13 protein-coding genes are annotated in these 15,882 nt (G+C 62.5%); 8 read left to right on the forward strand and 5 right to left on the reverse strand.

Features of this window, described 5'->3' with window-relative positions; genetic code table 11:
• Window positions 1-176: 176 nt before the first annotated feature.
• The 5 genes from BWR59_RS17875 to BWR59_RS17895 form a co-directional block, all read right to left on the reverse strand.
• Complete coding sequence (locus BWR59_RS17875) at window positions 177-2,576, reverse strand: TonB-dependent siderophore receptor (RefSeq protein WP_230982049.1); 2,400 nt, start codon at window positions 2,574-2,576, stop codon at window positions 177-179.
• A gap of 245 nt (window positions 2,577-2,821) precedes the next feature.
• Window positions 2,822-3,775, reverse strand: a complete 954-nt coding sequence (locus BWR59_RS17880; protein ID WP_081566963.1) for a FecR domain-containing protein — start codon at window positions 3,773-3,775, stop codon at window positions 2,822-2,824.
• 4 nt (window positions 3,776-3,779) lie between these two features.
• A complete protein-coding gene (locus BWR59_RS17885; RefSeq protein WP_081566964.1) occupies window positions 3,780-4,289 on the reverse strand; it encodes a sigma-70 family RNA polymerase sigma factor in 510 nt (169 codons plus the stop codon).
• A gap of 118 nt (window positions 4,290-4,407) precedes the next feature.
• Window positions 4,408-5,742 (reverse strand): sorbosone dehydrogenase family protein, encoded by a 1,335-nt coding sequence (locus BWR59_RS17890; RefSeq protein ID WP_081566965.1) that lies wholly within the window; start codon window positions 5,740-5,742, stop codon window positions 4,408-4,410.
• A gap of 183 nt (window positions 5,743-5,925) precedes the next feature.
• The gene (locus BWR59_RS17895; protein WP_081566966.1) at window positions 5,926-6,852 is read right to left on the reverse strand and encodes a LysR family transcriptional regulator; all 927 of its coding nucleotides are present in this window, start codon (window positions 6,850-6,852) and stop codon (window positions 5,926-5,928) included.
• 175 nt (window positions 6,853-7,027) lie between these two features.
• Between BWR59_RS17895 and BWR59_RS17900 the strand changes: the two genes are divergently transcribed.
• The 8 genes from BWR59_RS17900 (at window position 7,028) to BWR59_RS17935 (ending at window position 15,837) form a co-directional block, all read left to right on the forward strand.
• Window positions 7,028-8,167: an iron-containing alcohol dehydrogenase gene (locus BWR59_RS17900; RefSeq protein WP_081566967.1), complete on the forward strand. Its 1,140-nt coding sequence runs from the start codon at window positions 7,028-7,030 to the stop codon at window positions 8,165-8,167.
• Window positions 8,168-8,276: 109 nt separating this feature from the next.
• Window positions 8,277-9,056 carry an enoyl-CoA hydratase-related protein gene (locus tag BWR59_RS17905; protein ID WP_081566968.1) on the forward strand — a complete coding sequence of 260 codons (780 nt, stop codon included), beginning with the start codon at window positions 8,277-8,279 and terminating at the stop codon, window positions 9,054-9,056.
• 1 nt (window position 9,057) lies between these two features.
• Window positions 9,058-10,266: a CoA transferase gene (locus tag BWR59_RS17910; protein ID WP_081566969.1), complete on the forward strand. Its 1,209-nt coding sequence runs from the start codon at window positions 9,058-9,060 to the stop codon at window positions 10,264-10,266.
• Window positions 10,267-10,333: 67 nt separating this feature from the next.
• Window positions 10,334-11,377 carry a TRAP transporter substrate-binding protein gene (locus BWR59_RS17915; RefSeq protein ID WP_081566970.1) on the forward strand — a complete coding sequence of 348 codons (1,044 nt, stop codon included), beginning with the start codon at window positions 10,334-10,336 and terminating at the stop codon, window positions 11,375-11,377.
• A 46-nt stretch (window positions 11,378-11,423) separates the two neighbouring features.
• On the forward strand, window positions 11,424-13,349 hold the full coding sequence (locus BWR59_RS17920) for a TRAP transporter large permease subunit (protein WP_230982039.1): 1,926 nt from the start codon (window positions 11,424-11,426) through the stop codon (window positions 13,347-13,349).
• Between the two features lie 75 nt (window positions 13,350-13,424).
• The gene (locus BWR59_RS17925) at window positions 13,425-13,883 is read left to right on the forward strand and encodes a thioesterase family protein (protein WP_081566972.1); all 459 of its coding nucleotides are present in this window, start codon (window positions 13,425-13,427) and stop codon (window positions 13,881-13,883) included.
• A gap of 17 nt (window positions 13,884-13,900) precedes the next feature.
• Window positions 13,901-14,872 (forward strand): amidohydrolase family protein, encoded by a 972-nt coding sequence (locus BWR59_RS17930; RefSeq protein ID WP_081566973.1) that lies wholly within the window; start codon window positions 13,901-13,903, stop codon window positions 14,870-14,872.
• An 8-nt stretch (window positions 14,873-14,880) separates the two neighbouring features.
• Complete coding sequence (locus tag BWR59_RS17935; protein ID WP_143490873.1) at window positions 14,881-15,837, forward strand: amidohydrolase family protein; 957 nt, start codon at window positions 14,881-14,883, stop codon at window positions 15,835-15,837.
• The last annotated feature ends 45 nt before the right edge of the window (window positions 15,838-15,882 follow it).

Genomic DNA, 15,882 nt, shown 5'->3' on the forward strand with positions numbered 1-15,882 from the left:
AACCCGAGGTTACGAGGGTCGCGATGGCGGCAGGCGGTTCAACCTGAAGGCTGCTGACTCAACACCCACCCCATCGCTGCCGTCGTGACCTCAGGCGTCTCCCACAGGGACCTTGTACGACGCTTAACCGTGCGCCAGGCTTCATGTTTGAAAGGCTGAACGGCTTCTGCCGTGCCTTACCAGTCGTACGTCATTTCCACCGACGCAACCCGCTCTTGCCCGTAGTAACAGCCGAACGAGTAGTTGCAGTCAGAAACATACTTGCGATCAAACACGTTCTGCACATTCAGGCTGGTCTGCAGACCACGCAGGCTGGGGTTGAGCTTGCCGAGGTCGTAGCTGACGGTGGTGTCGTAGACAACATAGGACTGCGTGGTGAAGCTGTTGGCAGAGTCACCCGGCTTTTTGCCGGTGTAGCGCGCACCTGCTCCGAACGTCAGGCCGTCGATGCTCGCCTGGGTGAAATGGTAATTGCCCCAGAACGTCGCCGAGACCGGCGCCTGGGATTCGTTGCGATTGCCTTGATCGCCGTAGTTGCTCTTGGTGTAGAACGAATCGATGTAGGTCGCCGCCGCCAATACGTCGATATTGTCGATCGTGGACTTGACCTCAAGCTCGATGCCCCGGGAGCGAACCTCGCCCTGCTGCGTCTGGTACTGGGGATTGTCGTTGTCACCGGTCAGGACGTTTTTCTGCTTCACCTGAAAGATCGAGGCAGTCATCAGCGTCTTGTCGAACGGTTGATACTTCACACCCACTTCGTATTGTTCGCCCTCGGTCGGTTCGAAGGCCTTGCCTCCGGTTTCCGGGGAGGAAGTACCCACGGTCGGCAGAAACGATTCGGAATAGCTGACATACGGCGCCAGGCCAAAATCCGTGACATACGTCAGGCCGACCCGGCCCGTGAACTTGTGGTCGCGCTGGGTGTTGATCGTGCTGGCCAGCAAGTCCTTGTTCTCAACCTCGGCCCAGTCGTTGCGCCCACCAATGGTAAGAATCCATTGGTCGAGCTTGATCTGGTCCTGCAGATACATGCCGGTCTGGCGAATGGTGTCGTCCCACTTGGTGGTCAACTCAGGTGTGATATTGCGGGTGTCGTAGTTGTTCTTGCCGTACAGGTCCACCGGCATCAGGTTGTAGGCGTTGTAGCCGTCGTACTTGCGATTGAAGTGGCGATAATCCACGCCGACCAACGCAGTGTGGTCCAGGGCACCGGTATTGAAGATGTACTCCAGATTGTTATCGATGGTGTACGAGGTGTTGTGCTGCCGCCAGTCCACCTTGGTGCGATTGGCGTGGGTGTAGTCGGTGACGCCTGCGTCATCGGTGACGAAATTGCGCAGGTAAAGCCCTTTGTAGCGGTCGTCCACTTCTGTGTAACGCGCCGTGGAGCGGTACTTCAGGTCATCGTTGATGTCGTGGGAGAAGTCGTAGCCGAAGATGTACTGGTCACGTTTGTAATCGTTGTAGTGCGAATCGCCGGTGAAAAAATGCCGGTCGATCTTCTGCCCGTTGGGGCCACTCACCAGCGAACCGATTCTGGGCAGCGATTGATAATCGGCCAATGCGTCATCACGCTGAATCTGCGCCAGCAGGGTCAAAGACGTGACGTCGCTGATCGCCCAGGTCAGGCTCGGCGCGAGCAACATGCGTTGACTGTCGCTGTGGTCGACCATGTCGTTGCCTTTCTTGGCAACGCCGATCACCCGGTAAGAAAACTCTTTCTGCTCATCGATCGGCCCGCTGGTATCGAAAGCACCATTGACCCGGCTGTAGCTGCCGGTCCCCAATTTCACCTGACTGCGCTGCTCGGTGGTGGGACGTTTGGACACCAGATTGATCAACCCGCCCGGCTGGTTCTGCCCGTACAGCACCGACGACGGCCCCTTGAGCACCTCGATACGCTCCAGCGTATAAGGGTCGATCTGCGGTGCGCCGCCCAGGCTGCCGGCATATGGCAGGTAAGCGCCATCCAGGTACAGCGGCGTCGGCGCGAATCCGCGGCTGGTGATCTCGTCGGCAATCGTGTTGCGGTCGGTGTACCCGTTCACCCCAAGGCCCGGTGTGTAGCGCAAGGCTTGAGTCAGGTTGCGCGCGCCCTGAGTCTGCACCTGATCGGCAGTCACGACGTTGATAGCCTGGGGGATCTCCAGAATCGGCGTGTCGGTCTTGGTCCCCGTGGCGCTGCGTGTCGCCACGTAGCCGTCAACCGGACCATAGGCCGATTCGCTCGTCTGCCCGTAAATGCTGGTCGCATCCAGTTGCAGCGTGGCGCTGTCACCCACCATCGGAATCACCGAATAACTGCCGTTGGCCTGGCGAACGGACTGCAAGCGGTTGCCTGCCAGCAGCCTGCTCAGGCCCTCGTCGGCAGAGAACCGGCCACGCAAGCCGGGCGAGCGCTGCCCGCTGACGTTGGCGGGCGAGAAGGACACAGTCACTCCCGCAGCAGCGGCGAATTGCGTCAACGCCGGACCCAGTGCACCGGCCGGAATATCGAACTCGGTTTCCACACGGGTCTGCGCCCACGCAGGGGTCGCCACGCTCAGTGCGCCCAATGGCGCGGCCAGCGTCATGCCCAGCAAGGTCGAGTGAATGGCCTTGCCCAGCGCTCCCGTGGGAAAGACGTTGCGAGAAGTGCGCAAAAGCGCGTTTTGATCATTGCGGGCGGACATGCAGTTTCCTTTCGACCTGTGGCAGTAATGACGGCGTCTGTAGCGCCTCTACCTGACAAGTCGAACGAGAATGAAAAACCACAACACCTCGGCGTATTATTTTTTCAGAGGGGGTGATTTTCAGGGACAGACAACACCAAAACGGCTCACGCCAATTCCACGCGGGCCCAGAAACGACTGAACCGGCGGATACGCACCGGCAGCGTCGACGTCAGATTTTCCAGCACAATGTCGGTGTCACCCAGGTGAAAAGCCCCTGATATCCGCAGCGCCGCAACGCTTGCATCACACCCCAGATGGCCAGGTCGATAGCGCTGCAGCTCGGCGATGAAGTCGTCCAGTCGCCAGTTATCGACCACCAGCATGTCCCGGGTCCAGGCGTCTGCAAGAGGCGTCGCTGGCTGGATCGACCCCAGCGACGTCCCGTCGAAGCTCAATTGCTGCCCGGCTTCCACGCGCACAGGCGCCAGCGAAGCGCGGTTGCGCACTTGCACTGCATGTTGCAGAACGCAGACGCGGGTGCGCTCGCCCTCCTCGCGCACGATAAAGCGCGTGCCCAAGGCAAGGATGCTGCCCTCACGGGTGTGCACGACAAAGGGTCGAGCGAAGGTGTCGCGGGCGGTTTCAACGAGGATCTCCCCGGTCAGCAAGCGAATATCGCGCAGACTCGGCGTGAAGCGGATGTCCACGGCAGTCGCGGTGTTCAGTTGCAATCGGCTGCCATCGTCCAGCACCACCCGCCGACGCTCGCCGGTCGCCGTACGCTGATCGGCCAGCAATGTCGGCAAGGGCGTCGTATGCCATGCCAGAGACGCTGCACCACCCGCGGCCAACAGCAGCGCAAGCACCTTGAGCACTTCACGGCGGCGGGCTCGGGCACTGAGCAGTGTCGGTCGGGCGATTTCCGGCGCCAAGCGATCCAGCTTGCCTTGCAGTCTCGCCAATCGCTCCCAGGCCTGCCGATGTCGGGGATCACATTCAAGCCACTGGCGATGGGCGATACAGGTTTTGGCGTCATCTGCTCCGGCGCATTGCAGGTCGACATACCAGCGGGCAGCAGCTTCGAGGACGGCATGGTCCATGGATCGCGCGACGGCCATGGGCTTACTCCTCGGCCAACATCAGGCAATGGGTCAGCGCGCGCACGGCGTGTTTCTTCACGGTGTTCACCGACACGCCCATGCGCCTGGAGATCTCGACGTAGGTCAGACCGTCGAGCTGGGCCATCAGGAAGATCTCCCGCGTACGTTCGCCAAGGCCGTCCAGCAATCGGTCGACTTCGAGCAGGGTTTCGATGATCAGCGCGCGGGCTTCGGGGGAGATGTCGACAGGCTCGGGACATGCCGCGGGGGTTTCGAGGTAGGCCTGCTCCAGCGCGCGGCGGCGGAACATATCGATCATCAGGCTGCGCGCCACGCTGCTCAGATACGCCCGTGGCTCGCGCAACTCGGCGGCCTTGCGCTGAATCAGCACCCGAATGAACGTGTCCTGAGCCAGGTCGGCGGCACGATCGACGCAGCCCAGTTTCTTGCGCAACCAGCCGCACAACCAGGGATGGTGATCTTCGTACAGGGTGTGGACGGCGTGTTGATGGGCAAGGTCAGCGGAGGGCATGGAATGGGATCACGACTAAAGCCATATGATAATGGCTCTCATTTTCATCATTCGCTGACCGTTTGGCAACCCTGACGAGATGTGCTCTCAGGGTTGCCGTGTAGAGCGTCTTACGAGACTACTGGTGGCTCACACGCCAGACCCGATTGCCCACGTCATCGGCCACCAGCAGCGAACCCTGTTTGTCGAGGATCACGCCCACCGGACGACCTTGAGCTTCGCCATCGGCATTCAGAAACCCGGTGAGGAAATCCGTGGGCACACCCGACGGTTGCCCGTCCGTGAAGCCGATGAACACCACCTTGTAACCTGCTTGCGGGTTGCGGTTCCACGAGCCGTGCTCACCGATGAACACGCCTTCGGCGAAATTTTCCGGCATGCCGCGCGGGTCGGAGAAGGTCAGGCCCAATGGCGCGACGTGGGTGCCCAGTGCGTAGTCCGGGGCGATGGCCTTGGCCACCATGTCCGGGCGCGGCGGCTGCACGCGGCTGTCGACGTGGTTGCCGTAATAGCTCCATGGCCAGCCATAGAACGCGCCGTCCTTGACTGAGGTCAGGTAGTCCGGCACCAGGTCGCTGCCGATTTCATCGCGCTCGTTGACCACGGTCCACAGCTCACTGCTGCCCGGTTTCCAGACCAGCCCGTTAGGGTTGCGCAGGCCGCTGGCGAACAGGCGCTTCTGACCGGATTTGACGTCGACCTCCCAGATGGCGGCGCGGCCTTCCTCAGCTTCCAGTCCGTTTTCACCCACGTTGCTGTTGGAACCTACAGTCACGTAGAGCTTGGAACCATCGCTGTTGGCGACGATGTTCTTGGTCCAGTGATGATTGAGGCCCGCGGGTAGATCGGTGACTTTGGTCGGCGTCGCCGTGATTTCGGTCTGGCCGTCGCTGTACGGCACCTTGACGATCGCATCGGCGGTGGCGATGAACAGCTCATTGCCAACCAGTGCCATGCCGAACGGCGACATCAGCCCGCTGATGAACACCTTGTGCACTTCCGCCTTGCCGTCACCATCGGCGTCGCGAAGGATCGTGATGCGATTGGCACTCGGGGCTTCGGCGCCGACCCGGCTCATGACGATGCCTGACGCCGTGCGCTTGACCCAGGCCATCAATCCCGTACCGCCATCGGTCGCGCCTTCGGGCTTGGGCGGCGTGTTGCTCTCGGCGACCAGCACGTCGCCGTTGGGCAAGCTGTACAGCCAGCGCGGGTGCTGGAGATTGTTCGCCAGCGCTTGCACCTTGAAACCGTCCGGCGCCTTGGGCGTATCGCTGCCACTCCAGCCCACCGCCTTGGAGACCTTCAAGGTCGGGATCAACGAGCTGGTGGGTTCAGGCAGCTGCGGCTTGGGGCCGACGCCCGCCTGAAACGGCAATTTCGAAGACTCACCGCAGGCGCTCAGTAACGCGGCAGCGGTCATCAGCAGTGCACATCGGCGCAACACAATCATTGTTCAACCTCGCGACGGCCATCCGTGGGCCAGTTTTGGGATTACAGAATCGTCAGAAGTATCGCCATGTGGCTCGAGAGCAAACAGCACATGGGACACAAATGACCTTTGTTCTCCAGGCACGAATCAACGGACCGCAGCAGTCGCTCAAGGGTTCAACACTGAGGTTTCAACTTCCGGGGTTCACCTTGAAGGCGTCAACAACGATTCGCGCAACAGGCGCGCAGCGGGTGAATCCGGCATGCCTTTGCGTGAGACCAGTTCGTAGGGTTCGCTGCGCGAAGTGATCGGCAACGCCAGGGTCGTGGTAAAGCCATAGGCCGAGCAGAAGTTGGCAACGTCGGTGGACACCAGCGCCACCAGACTGGGGTTTTCCTGAAGCAACGACAGCGTGGCAAAAGCTGATGTGGTCTCCAGCAGGTGCACCGGAAACCGCAGGTCGGCTTCATGGAATTCGCGCTCCAGCAGCATGCGCATCGGCATGTTGGCGCGGTACACGACCCAGCGGTAATCGGCCAGATCCTTGAGGCTCAGCCGCCTGGCATAGGCGAACGGGTGTTTGGTACTGGCAATCACGGCCAGGGTTTCATCCACCAGCACCGTGCTCTCGTACAGATAAGGCGTGTTGCTGACCGTGGTGCGACAGATCGCCAGGTCCAGCCTTCCGGCGTCCACTTGCGCCAGCAGTGCGGCGCTGGTGTCTTCGACGATCTCCACCGACATCTGCGGGTTGTCGGCGATCACCCGGCTGATCGCCGCCGTGAGCAACGGCACCGCACCCATGATGGTGCCCACCGCCACGCGCCCGCCCTGCCCGCTCATGATGCCGATGATCTCCTCGCGCAGGTGCGCAAGGTCGGTCTGGATCAGCCGCGCGTAGCGAATCACCGAGCGGCCGGCATCATTGGGCTCAAGCCCCCGGTTAGTTCGGGTGAACAGCGAAGTGCCGAACGTGGTTTCGATTTCCTGCAATGCCTTGCTGGCACCCGGCTGGGTCAGAGCGACCTGCCTGGCCGCGCCGAGCAAGGACCTGTGTTCGTCCAGGGCGATCAGCAAACGCAGTTGTTTGACGTGCAGCCGGGACATGATCGAGTTCAGTGATGGCGTCATCTGGATTAACTAAAAGTTATAGAGGTATCGAAAGTCGTCAGTATCGGACGCGCTGAATGCGGGCCTATAGTCCGCTCCACAACCAGGCAATGCAATGGGTTTGCAGGCAAGGACAGAGTCCTGGCAGCGCCGACCGATTGTGACAATAACAATCCTGTATAACTTGTGGTGAAGCATGTCTCTGATCAATTACGTAACCAAGATCCAGTTCGGCTATGACAGCCTGCAGACCCTCGCGGCCGAAGCCGAGCGCGCCGGAATGAAGCGCCCGATGATCGTCACCGACGTCGGTGTACGTCGCGCCGGCATCGTCGACAAGGTGATCGCCGCACTGGATGCCAGCACACCACCGGCCATCTTCGACGCCACTCCACCCAACCCCAACGAAAGCGCCGTGCGTGCCGCCGTCGAGCTGTACCTGAGCGCCGAGTGCGACGGCATCATCGCTGTCGGTGGCGGCTCGTCCATCGACCTGGCCAAGGGCGTGGCGGTGTGCGCCACGCACGAAGGGCCGTTGCAGAGTTTCGCGGTGATCGAGGGCGGACTGGACCGCATCACTGCCGCCACTGCCCCTTTGATTGCGATTCCAACCACTGCGGGCACTGGCAGTGAGGTGGGACGGGGCGCGATTCTGATCCTTGACGACGGCCGCAAGGTGGGGGTGATCTCCCCGTACGTGATTCCTCGCGTTGCCATCTGCGACCCGGAACTGACCCTCGGCCTGCCCTCGATGCTGACCGCCGCCACGGGCATGGACGCCATCGCCCACTGCATCGAAACCTTCATGGCGCCCGCCTTCAACCCTGCCGCCGACGGCATTGCACTGGATGGCCTGTGGCGCGCCTGGCAGCACATCGAACGCGCCACCGCCGAGCCCGGCGACCGTGAAGCGCGGCTGAACATGATGAGTGCGTCGATGCAGGGCGCCCTGGCCTTTCAAAAAGGTCTGGGCTGCGTTCACAGCCTTTCCCATGCACTGGGCGGGATCAATCCGAAGCTGCACCACGGCACCTTGAACGCGATCTTTCTGCCTGCGGTGGTGCACTTCAACGCCGACTCCGCCAGCGTGCGCGACGAACGCAAGCTTGAACGCCTGCGCCACGCCATGGGCCTGGCCGAGGGCGCCGACATCGGCCAGGCCATCGAAGACATGACCCGTCGTCTGGGCCTGCCGACCCGCCTGAGCGAGATCGGCGTGGACGAAAGCCTGTTCGCCGGGATCGTCGAAGGCGCGCTGCACGACCACAGCCACAAGACCAACCCGCGCGAAGCCTCGCCTGCGGACTATCGCTCGATGCTCGCGCAGTCGTTGTAACTAGCAACACACACGACACCCCTGACGACACCCATAACGACAACAATAAAACAGGAGGCAGCGTCATCGCCGCACCGGTCTCGAATCGGGCGGCGATGGCTGGACCATCATGAAGCCCACCGTCCTTATCGAGCGGCAAGACTCAGTTGCCATCGTCACCCTGCACAACCCGGAAAAGATGAACGCCCTGACCCTGTCCATGTGGCAAGACCTGCGCGACGTCATGAGCGAGTTGTCCAGCGACCTCAATCTGCGCTGCGTAGTCCTGCGTGGCGCGGGTGAACAGGCTTTTGCCGCGGGTGCCGACGTCGGCGAATTCCCGAACGTTCGCGCCAATGCGGACCAGGCTCGCCGTTATGCCGACGTGACCAACGCTGCGATGCGCGCTGTCGCTGAATGCCCGCACCCGATGATTGCCATGATCCACGGCGTCTGCGTCGGTGGCGGGCTGGAAATAGCCGCACTCTGCGACCTGCGCATCTGTGGCCAGTCCAGCCGTTTCGGCGCGCCGGTGGGCAAGCTCGGGCTGGTCATGTCCTACGACGAAATGGCGGGGTTGGTGGCGTTGGCCGGACGCTCCACCACGCTCGAGATCCTCCTCGAAGGCCGGATCCTCGACGCCGCCGACGCCTACGTAAAACACTTGGTGACCCGCGTGGTGGCCGACGATCAGGTGCAAAGCGAGACCCTCGCGACGGCCAGACGCATCTGCGCAGGCGCCCCGCTGGTCGCGCGCTGGCACCGACAGGCCGCGCGACAACTCGAAGCGGGCCAGGCGCCCACCGCCGAGCAAATCGACAACAGCTACTTCTGCTACGACAGCGAAGACTTTCAGATCGGCCTGGGCGCTTTCATCGAGAAAGCCCGGCCACAGTTCAAGGGGAAATGACATGGGACCGTTGACAGGAATGCGTGTGGTGGAACTGGCTCACATCATGTCCGGGCCGGTGTGCGGAATGATGCTGGCCGACATGGGCGCCGACGTGGTGAAGGTCGAGAAAGTACCGGACGGCGACGATTCGCGGCGCTTCTCGCCGATCATGGCCAGCGGCGAATCGGCTGCGTTCATGGTGGTCAACCGCAACAAGCGCGGCATCGGCCTGAACCTGAAAACCGACGGCGGTCGTGACGTGCTTCGTCGGCTGCTGATGGACGCCGACGTGGTCACTGAAAACTATCGGGCCGGGACCATGGAGAAATTCGGGCTGGGTTACGAAGCGTTGAAAGCGCTCAATCCGGGGCTGATCTATTGCGCAATTTCCGGCTATGGACGCAGCGGCCCTTTCGGTGAAAAAGGCGGCTTCGATCTGATCGCCCAAGGCATGAGCGGCATGATGAGCATGACCGGTGAAGCCGGGCGCGAGCCGGTGAAGGCGGGCTCGCCGGTGGCCGACATCAACTCCGGGATTCTCGCCGCGCTGGGCATCTGTGCGGCCTACGCGGCCAAGCAACGGACAGGCCTGGGGCAGATGGTCGACACCTCGCTGTTCGAAGCCGGATTGCAGCAGATGTACTGGCCCGCCGCGTCGTATTTCGCGGACGGCACCATCCTGCCAAAAATGGGCTCAGCCAACTCCACCAGCGCGCCGTATCAGGTGTTCCGCACCGCCGATGGCTGGATCAACATCGGCGCCGCCAACCAAGCCAACTACGAACGTCTGGTCGAAGCCCTCGCCGTGCCGCAGCTCAAGGCTGACCCGCGTTTCGCCAGCAATGCGCTGCGCCTGCAACATCGCCCGGCGCTGGTGGAAATCCTCAACGAAGTGCTGGTCGCCCGCACCACCGATGAGTGGATGGTGCTGTTCGACAACCTGGGGCTGCCCGCAGGCCCGGTACTGGACATCGCCGCCGCCCTCGCCCATCCACAGACCCAGGCTCGTGGCATGGTCGTGGAGACCGAGCACCCCACCGAAGGCCGGGTACGCGGCGTGGGCCTGCCGATTCACTTCTCCGATCTGGACAGCGGCGACAAGCCTGCCAGCCGCCCCGCGCCGCTGCTCGGTGAGCACACCCGCGAGGTACTCAAGGAAAGCGGTTACGCCGAGGATGAAATCAACGAACTGATTCGCAGCCAGGCCGTACTGGCGCGCGCCTCCTGAGTGAGCCGAGGCCTAGCCTGATTCCCGAACCAACGATCATCACAACAAGAACAACAAGGTGAACATCATGAGTCGCATCCTGACCGAAGGCGTAAGCCGCCGTTCATTCCTGATATCGGCCGGCGCCGCAGCCGGTGGCGTCGCTGCCGCCAGCCTGTTGCCGTCCTGGGCCTTTGCCGCCAGCAAACCCATTGTGCTGCGTTACACCAGCAGCCTGCCCGACACTCACCCGCTCAACCAGCAGATGAAAGCCGCCTCCGCCGCCATCGGCACCGAAACCAACGGCGCGGTGGACCTGCAGGTGTACGCCAACGCGTCCATGGGTGGCGACACCGACATGCTGTCCCAGGTGCGCGCCGGTGCGGTGGATTTCATCCCCCTGCCCGGGGCGATTCTGTCGACGCTGGTGCCGGTCATGTCCATCGAAAGCATGCCGTTCGCCTTCAAGGATTACGACAGCGTCTGGGCTGCGCTGGACGGCAAGCTCGGTGATCACGTCCGGGCGCAGACCGCCAAGACAGGGCTGATCGCGATGGACAAGGTCTGGAACAACGGCTTCCGCCAGATCACCAGTTCGACCCGCCCGATCAACACCCCGCAAGACCTCGCCGGGTTCAAGCTAAGGGTGCTGGTCAGCCCGCTGTGGACCTCGATGTTCAGCGCTCTGGGCGCCGCGCCAACCGGCATCAGCATCAACGAAACCTACTCCGCGTTGCAGACCAAAGTCGTCGACGGTCAGGAGAACCCCTTGGTGGTGGTCGAGTCGGCGCGCTTTTACGAGGTGCAGAAATTCTGCTCGATGACCGACCACATCTGGGGCGGCTTCTGGATGCTCGCCTCGGGCAAGACCTGGCCGAAACTGCCCGCCGACGTGCAGGAAATCGTCGCGCGGCAGATCAACGCCGCCGCGCTTGTACAGCGTCAGCAGGTCATCGACCTCAACGCCAGCCTTGAACCTGCCCTGACCGCCAAGGGCGTGACGTTCAACAAGGTCGATCGCTCGCTGTTCCGCACCGACCTGCAGAACAAAGGCTTCTACACACAGTGGAAGAAAAAGTACGGCGACGAAGCCTGGGCCCTGCTTGAGCAATACGCAGGTCAACTGTCCTGAGCGGAGATAGGTCATGAAAAACGAGATGCCTGTGACGGAGGTTTCCATGTCGAAGCTGTCCGTGCCGAAGCCTTCTGTGAAAACGTCGGGCGCTGAAAAACCCGCGGCCGACCAGGGATCCGGTCCGCGCCAGGCCGTGTTCCGTCTGGGACGCGCGCTGGATACCTTTTTGCGCTGGACCACCGAAGGCACTGCTGCGCTGCTGGTGGTGGTCGAAGTGGTGCTGTTGTTCAGTAACGTGTTTTCCCGCTACGCGCTCAACCAGCCGATTGTCTGGGGCGACGAGATGGCGTCGCTGCTGTTTCTCTGGCTGGCGATGCTCGGCTCGGTGGTGGCCATGCGTCGCGGCGAACACATGCGTCTGACCTCTTTCATTGCACACCTGCCCGCGCACAAACGGGCCTTCGTCGACACATTCGGCGCGGTGATCGTCATCACGTTCATCGTCATGCTGTTTTCCCCGGCGTGGGAGTACGTCAGCGACGAGTGGATCATCACCACCGCCGCGCTGGAAATCCCCAACGCCCTGCGTGTCTCGGCGATTGCCGTGGGCCTGACGTTGATGCTGATGACCTGCGTCGCCCGGTTGATGACCAGCGCCAGGCTGATCGACTTCGTGGTCTCGGTGGCGATTCTCGGCTCGGTCGCGGCGCTGCTCTGGAGCGCGGAAAGCGTCATGCACCTGATGGGCAACTGGAACCTGATCATCTTTTTCATGATCGGCGTGATGACCATGATCGTGATAGGCGTGCCGATCATGGTGGCGTTCGGTCTGGCCACCGTGGCCTACCTTTCGACCCTCACCAATACACCGCTGACGCTGGTGGTCGGGCGCATGGACGAAGGTATGGCGAGCCTGATCCTGTTGGCCATCCCGCTGTTCGTGTTCCTCGGCGCACTGATCGAAGCGATGGGCATGGCGCGGGCAATGATTGCCTTTCTCTGCTCGTTGATCGGTCACGTTCGCGGTGGGCTTTCCTATGTATTGATCGGCGCCATCTACCTGATCTCGGGCATTTCCGGCTCCAAGGCTGCGGACATGGCCGCCATCGCCCCGGCGCTGTTTCCGGAAATGAAGAAGCGTGGCGAAGACGAAAACGAACTGGTGGCGATGCTCAATGCCTCCGGCGCGATGTCCGAAACCATTCCGCCCAGCCTGGTGTTGATCACCATCGGCTCGGTGACCGGCGTGTCGATTTCCGCGCTGTTCACCGGCGGTTTCATGCCAGCGGTGGTCGGCGCAATCGCCATGGCAGCGGTGGTCTGGTGGAAGAACCGCAAGCGCGCGGCCTGCGAAGTGAAACGCGCCAGCGCCGCGCAGATCGGGCGCTCGCTGCTCATCGCCCTGCCCGCTCTGGCCCTGCCCTTCGTGATCCGCACGGCCGTGGTCGAAGGCGTTGCGACTGCGACCGAAGTCGCGGCCATCGGCGTGGCCTACACCTTCATCGCCGGTTTGCTGTGCTATCGCTGCTTCGACTGGCGCCGCCTGTACCCAATCCTGGTCAGCACCGCTTCGTTGTCCGGCTCGATCCTGATCATCATCGGCAGCGCCACGGCCATGGCCTGGGCGCTCACGCAATCGGGTTTTTCTCATCAACTGGCGCAACTGATGTCGACGGTGCCGGGCGGTGCCATGGGCTTTCTGATCATCTCGGCAGTGGCCTTCATCGTGCTCGGCAGTTTCCTGGAGGGCATCCCGGCCATCGTGCTGTTCGGCCCGCTGCTGTTCCCGATCGCCCGGACCATGGGCATCAACGATGTGCACTACGCCATGGTGGCGATTTTCGCCATGGGCCTGGGCCTGTTCGCGCCGCCATTCGGGGTCGGCTTCTACGCCGCATGCGCCATCGCCAAGGTCGACCCTACCGGCGCGATGCGTCGGGTCTGGCCGTATCTGGGCGCGTTGGTCCTGGCGCTGGGCGTGTTGATTGCCGTGCCGTGGGTCTCGATTGGTTTCCTGCCCGCTCGCTGAGTTTCGTCTGCCCTTCACGCCATCGGGTCGTCGCCCGGTGGCTCACCAAACCCTTGATTGACACAGAGGTTGCCCATGAACTTCTCCACCCTCAACACCGGTGACTACACCGAACGCCAGTTGACCGTCGACCGTGAGCGCACGATCTCGTTTCTTGGCGAAGACCTGCGCATCTACGCCACGCCGCGGCTGGTGGACGACATCGAACAGACCTGCCTGGACTACCTGCTGACGTTTCTGGACGACGGTGAAAACACTGTCGGTGCGGCGGTCGACATCCGCCACGTCGGGGCCACGTTGCTGGGCATGTCGGTCAGCATCGTCGCCAGCGTCATGCGCATTGAAGGCCGCAGCGTGACCTTCAACATCGAGGTGCGCGACGACGTCGAGCTGGTCGCGACCGCCGCCCACACCCGCGTGGTGATCAACGTCGCCAAGCTGCGCAGCAAGGTGCAGGCCAAGGCAGCATCGGCACTGGCCGGCGACAGCGAAGATGTCGCGCTGAGCACCGCGCGTCTGGCCGCGTCCCGTTGAAGCAGGGAGATCGCACGATGATCACCTTGCACCAACGCAATGGCCTGCCGAACCTCGCTGCCGAGGACGCATTGCCGGTGGTCGATGCCCATCATCATTTGTGGGACCTCTCGGCGGGGCGTTACCCGTGGTTGCAGGACGACTACCACGAAGCGTTCTTTCTCGGCGACTACCGGGTCCTGTGTCAGGACTTCCTGCCGGAGCAGTTTCTCGCCCTGACCCAACATCAGCGCCTGATCGGCACCGTGCATGTCGAGGCCGAACGCGCTCGCGACGAACAACTGGCCGAGACGCACTGGCTGGAGCAGGTGCATGCGCGCTTCGGCTTTCCCAATGCCATCGTCGCCCACGCCTGGTTCGACCGCGAGGACAGTGACGAGAGGCTTGCGGCTCAGGCCGCACGGCCACTGGTCAGGGGCATCCGCTCCAAACCGGTGACTTCAGACTGGCCCGGGGTGTCGATTGCCGGCGCGCGCGGAACCATGCAAGACCCGAAATGGCTCGACGGCTTTTCGCGCCTGGCCGATCACGGCCTTTCGTGGGACCTGCGCGTGCCGCCCTGGCACCTGATCGAGGCCGCTGAGGTGGCGGCGATGTTTCCACAGATCCAGATCGCCCTGAACCACACCGGCTTCGCCTGGGATCGCAGCGCTGAAGGCATGCGGCGCTGGCGCGAAGGCCTGGAGGCGCTGGCCTCGCAACCCAATGTTCACATCAAGCTGTCTGAGTTCGGCCTGAAAGATTCGCCCTGGCGCTATGAAGACAATCGCGTGGTGGTGCTGACCGCTCTGGAAATATTCGGGCCGCAGCGCTGCATGTTCGCCAGCAACTTCCCGGTCGCCAGCTTGCGTGCGTCCTACGACACCCTTGCCGACGGTATGGCGCAGATGCTCGCGCCGATGGGCCGAGCGGTGCAGGAAGCTGTGTTTGCGGGGAATGCCCAACGTTTCTATCGCCTCAACCTCGCCGACAGCGGAGTCACGCAATGACCGACGCAATGACCGAGCACACTGTGGACTGGCGAGCGCGCTTTCTGGCCAGCGGCGACGACGCCGACCTGCCGATTGTCGATGCCCATCAGCACTACTTCGACATCGAACGGCACTACTACCCGTGGCTCAACGACAGACCGTTGCGGCCTTTTCGCTACGGCGATTACAGCAAGATCTGCTGCAACTTCCTGCCCGAAGATTACCGGCGCCAGCGTGGTCGGCACCGCATCGTCCAGACCGTGGTGATCGAGGGCGAATGGGACCCGGCAACGCCTGGGGACGAGGTACGTTTCATCGAAGCGTTGGCGCGTAAAGAGCCGACACTGGCAGCGATGGTCGGCCAGGCCTGGCTGGACCAGGCCGATGCTTGCGAGCTGTTACGTGAATACGGCGCCAATCCCCTGGTGCGCGGCATCCGTCACAAACCGGTGGTGACCGAGCGCGAGCACTGGCGCGACAACTTTGCTGCGCCCGGCTCCATGCGTGATCCGCGCTGGCGCGATGGCTACGGGATGCTCGCCACCAACGGTCTGCACTTCGAGCTGCAAGCGCCGTGGTGGCACTTGCCGGAAGCCGCCGAACTGGCTCGGGATTTTCCGCAGGTCACCATCGTGCTCAACCACACGGGCCTGCCCGCCGACCGCTCTGCCGAAGGTCTTGCAGGTTGGCGTGAGGCGCTGGCGACCCTGGCTCGCGAACCCAACGTGGCGTTGAAGATCTCCGGTATCTGCATTCCCGGCCAGCCGTGGCCAGTGGAGTCGAACCGTCCCATCGTCAACGACGCGATCTCGATCTTCGATATCAGCCGCTGCGCCTTTGCCAGCAACTACCCGGTGGACGGCGTGGTGAACGGCTTGAGCGAGATTTACGACGGCTTCAAGGCCATCGTTCGGGACCGTCCAGCCGACGAGCGTCTGGCTCTTTTTCACGACAACGCCAGGCGCCTTTATCGGCTGACCTGAGCGCTCTAATTCCCCCCTTTGGATCACTTTTGCCCGCTGTCTCGG

The organism is Pseudomonas sp. Bc-h, assembly GCF_002080045.1.
In the GTDB taxonomy this organism is placed as follows: domain Bacteria; phylum Pseudomonadota; class Gammaproteobacteria; order Pseudomonadales; family Pseudomonadaceae; genus Aquipseudomonas.

Coding starts and splice junctions, on each gene's coding strand:
- BWR59_RS17915 (WP_081566970.1), top strand. CDS start 10,334: ATGAGTCGCATCCTGACCGAAGGCGTAAGCCGCCGTTCATTCCTGATA.
- BWR59_RS17910 (WP_081566969.1), top strand. CDS start 9,058: ATGGGACCGTTGACAGGAATGCGTGTGGTGGAACTGGCTCACATCATG.
- BWR59_RS17925 (WP_081566972.1), top strand. CDS start 13,425: ATGAACTTCTCCACCCTCAACACCGGTGACTACACCGAACGCCAGTTG.
- BWR59_RS17875 (WP_230982049.1), bottom strand. CDS start 2,576: ATGACGCTGGCCGCGCCATTGGGCGCACTGAGCGTGGCGACCCCTGCG.
- BWR59_RS17935 (WP_143490873.1), top strand. CDS start 14,881: ATGACCGAGCACACTGTGGACTGGCGAGCGCGCTTTCTGGCCAGCGGC.
- BWR59_RS17905 (WP_081566968.1), top strand. CDS start 8,277: ATGAAGCCCACCGTCCTTATCGAGCGGCAAGACTCAGTTGCCATCGTC.
- BWR59_RS17880 (WP_081566963.1), bottom strand. CDS start 3,775: ATGGCCGTCGCGCGATCCATGGACCATGCCGTCCTCGAAGCTGCTGCC.
- BWR59_RS17890 (WP_081566965.1), bottom strand. CDS start 5,742: ATGATTGTGTTGCGCCGATGTGCACTGCTGATGACCGCTGCCGCGTTA.
- BWR59_RS17885 (WP_081566964.1), bottom strand. CDS start 4,289: ATGCCCTCCGCTGACCTTGCCCATCAACACGCCGTCCACACCCTGTAC.
- BWR59_RS17895 (WP_081566966.1), bottom strand. CDS start 6,852: ATGACGCCATCACTGAACTCGATCATGTCCCGGCTGCACGTCAAACAA.
- BWR59_RS17920 (WP_230982039.1), top strand. CDS start 11,424: ATGTCGAAGCTGTCCGTGCCGAAGCCTTCTGTGAAAACGTCGGGCGCT.
- BWR59_RS17900 (WP_081566967.1), top strand. CDS start 7,028: ATGTCTCTGATCAATTACGTAACCAAGATCCAGTTCGGCTATGACAGC.
- BWR59_RS17930 (WP_081566973.1), top strand. CDS start 13,901: ATGATCACCTTGCACCAACGCAATGGCCTGCCGAACCTCGCTGCCGAG.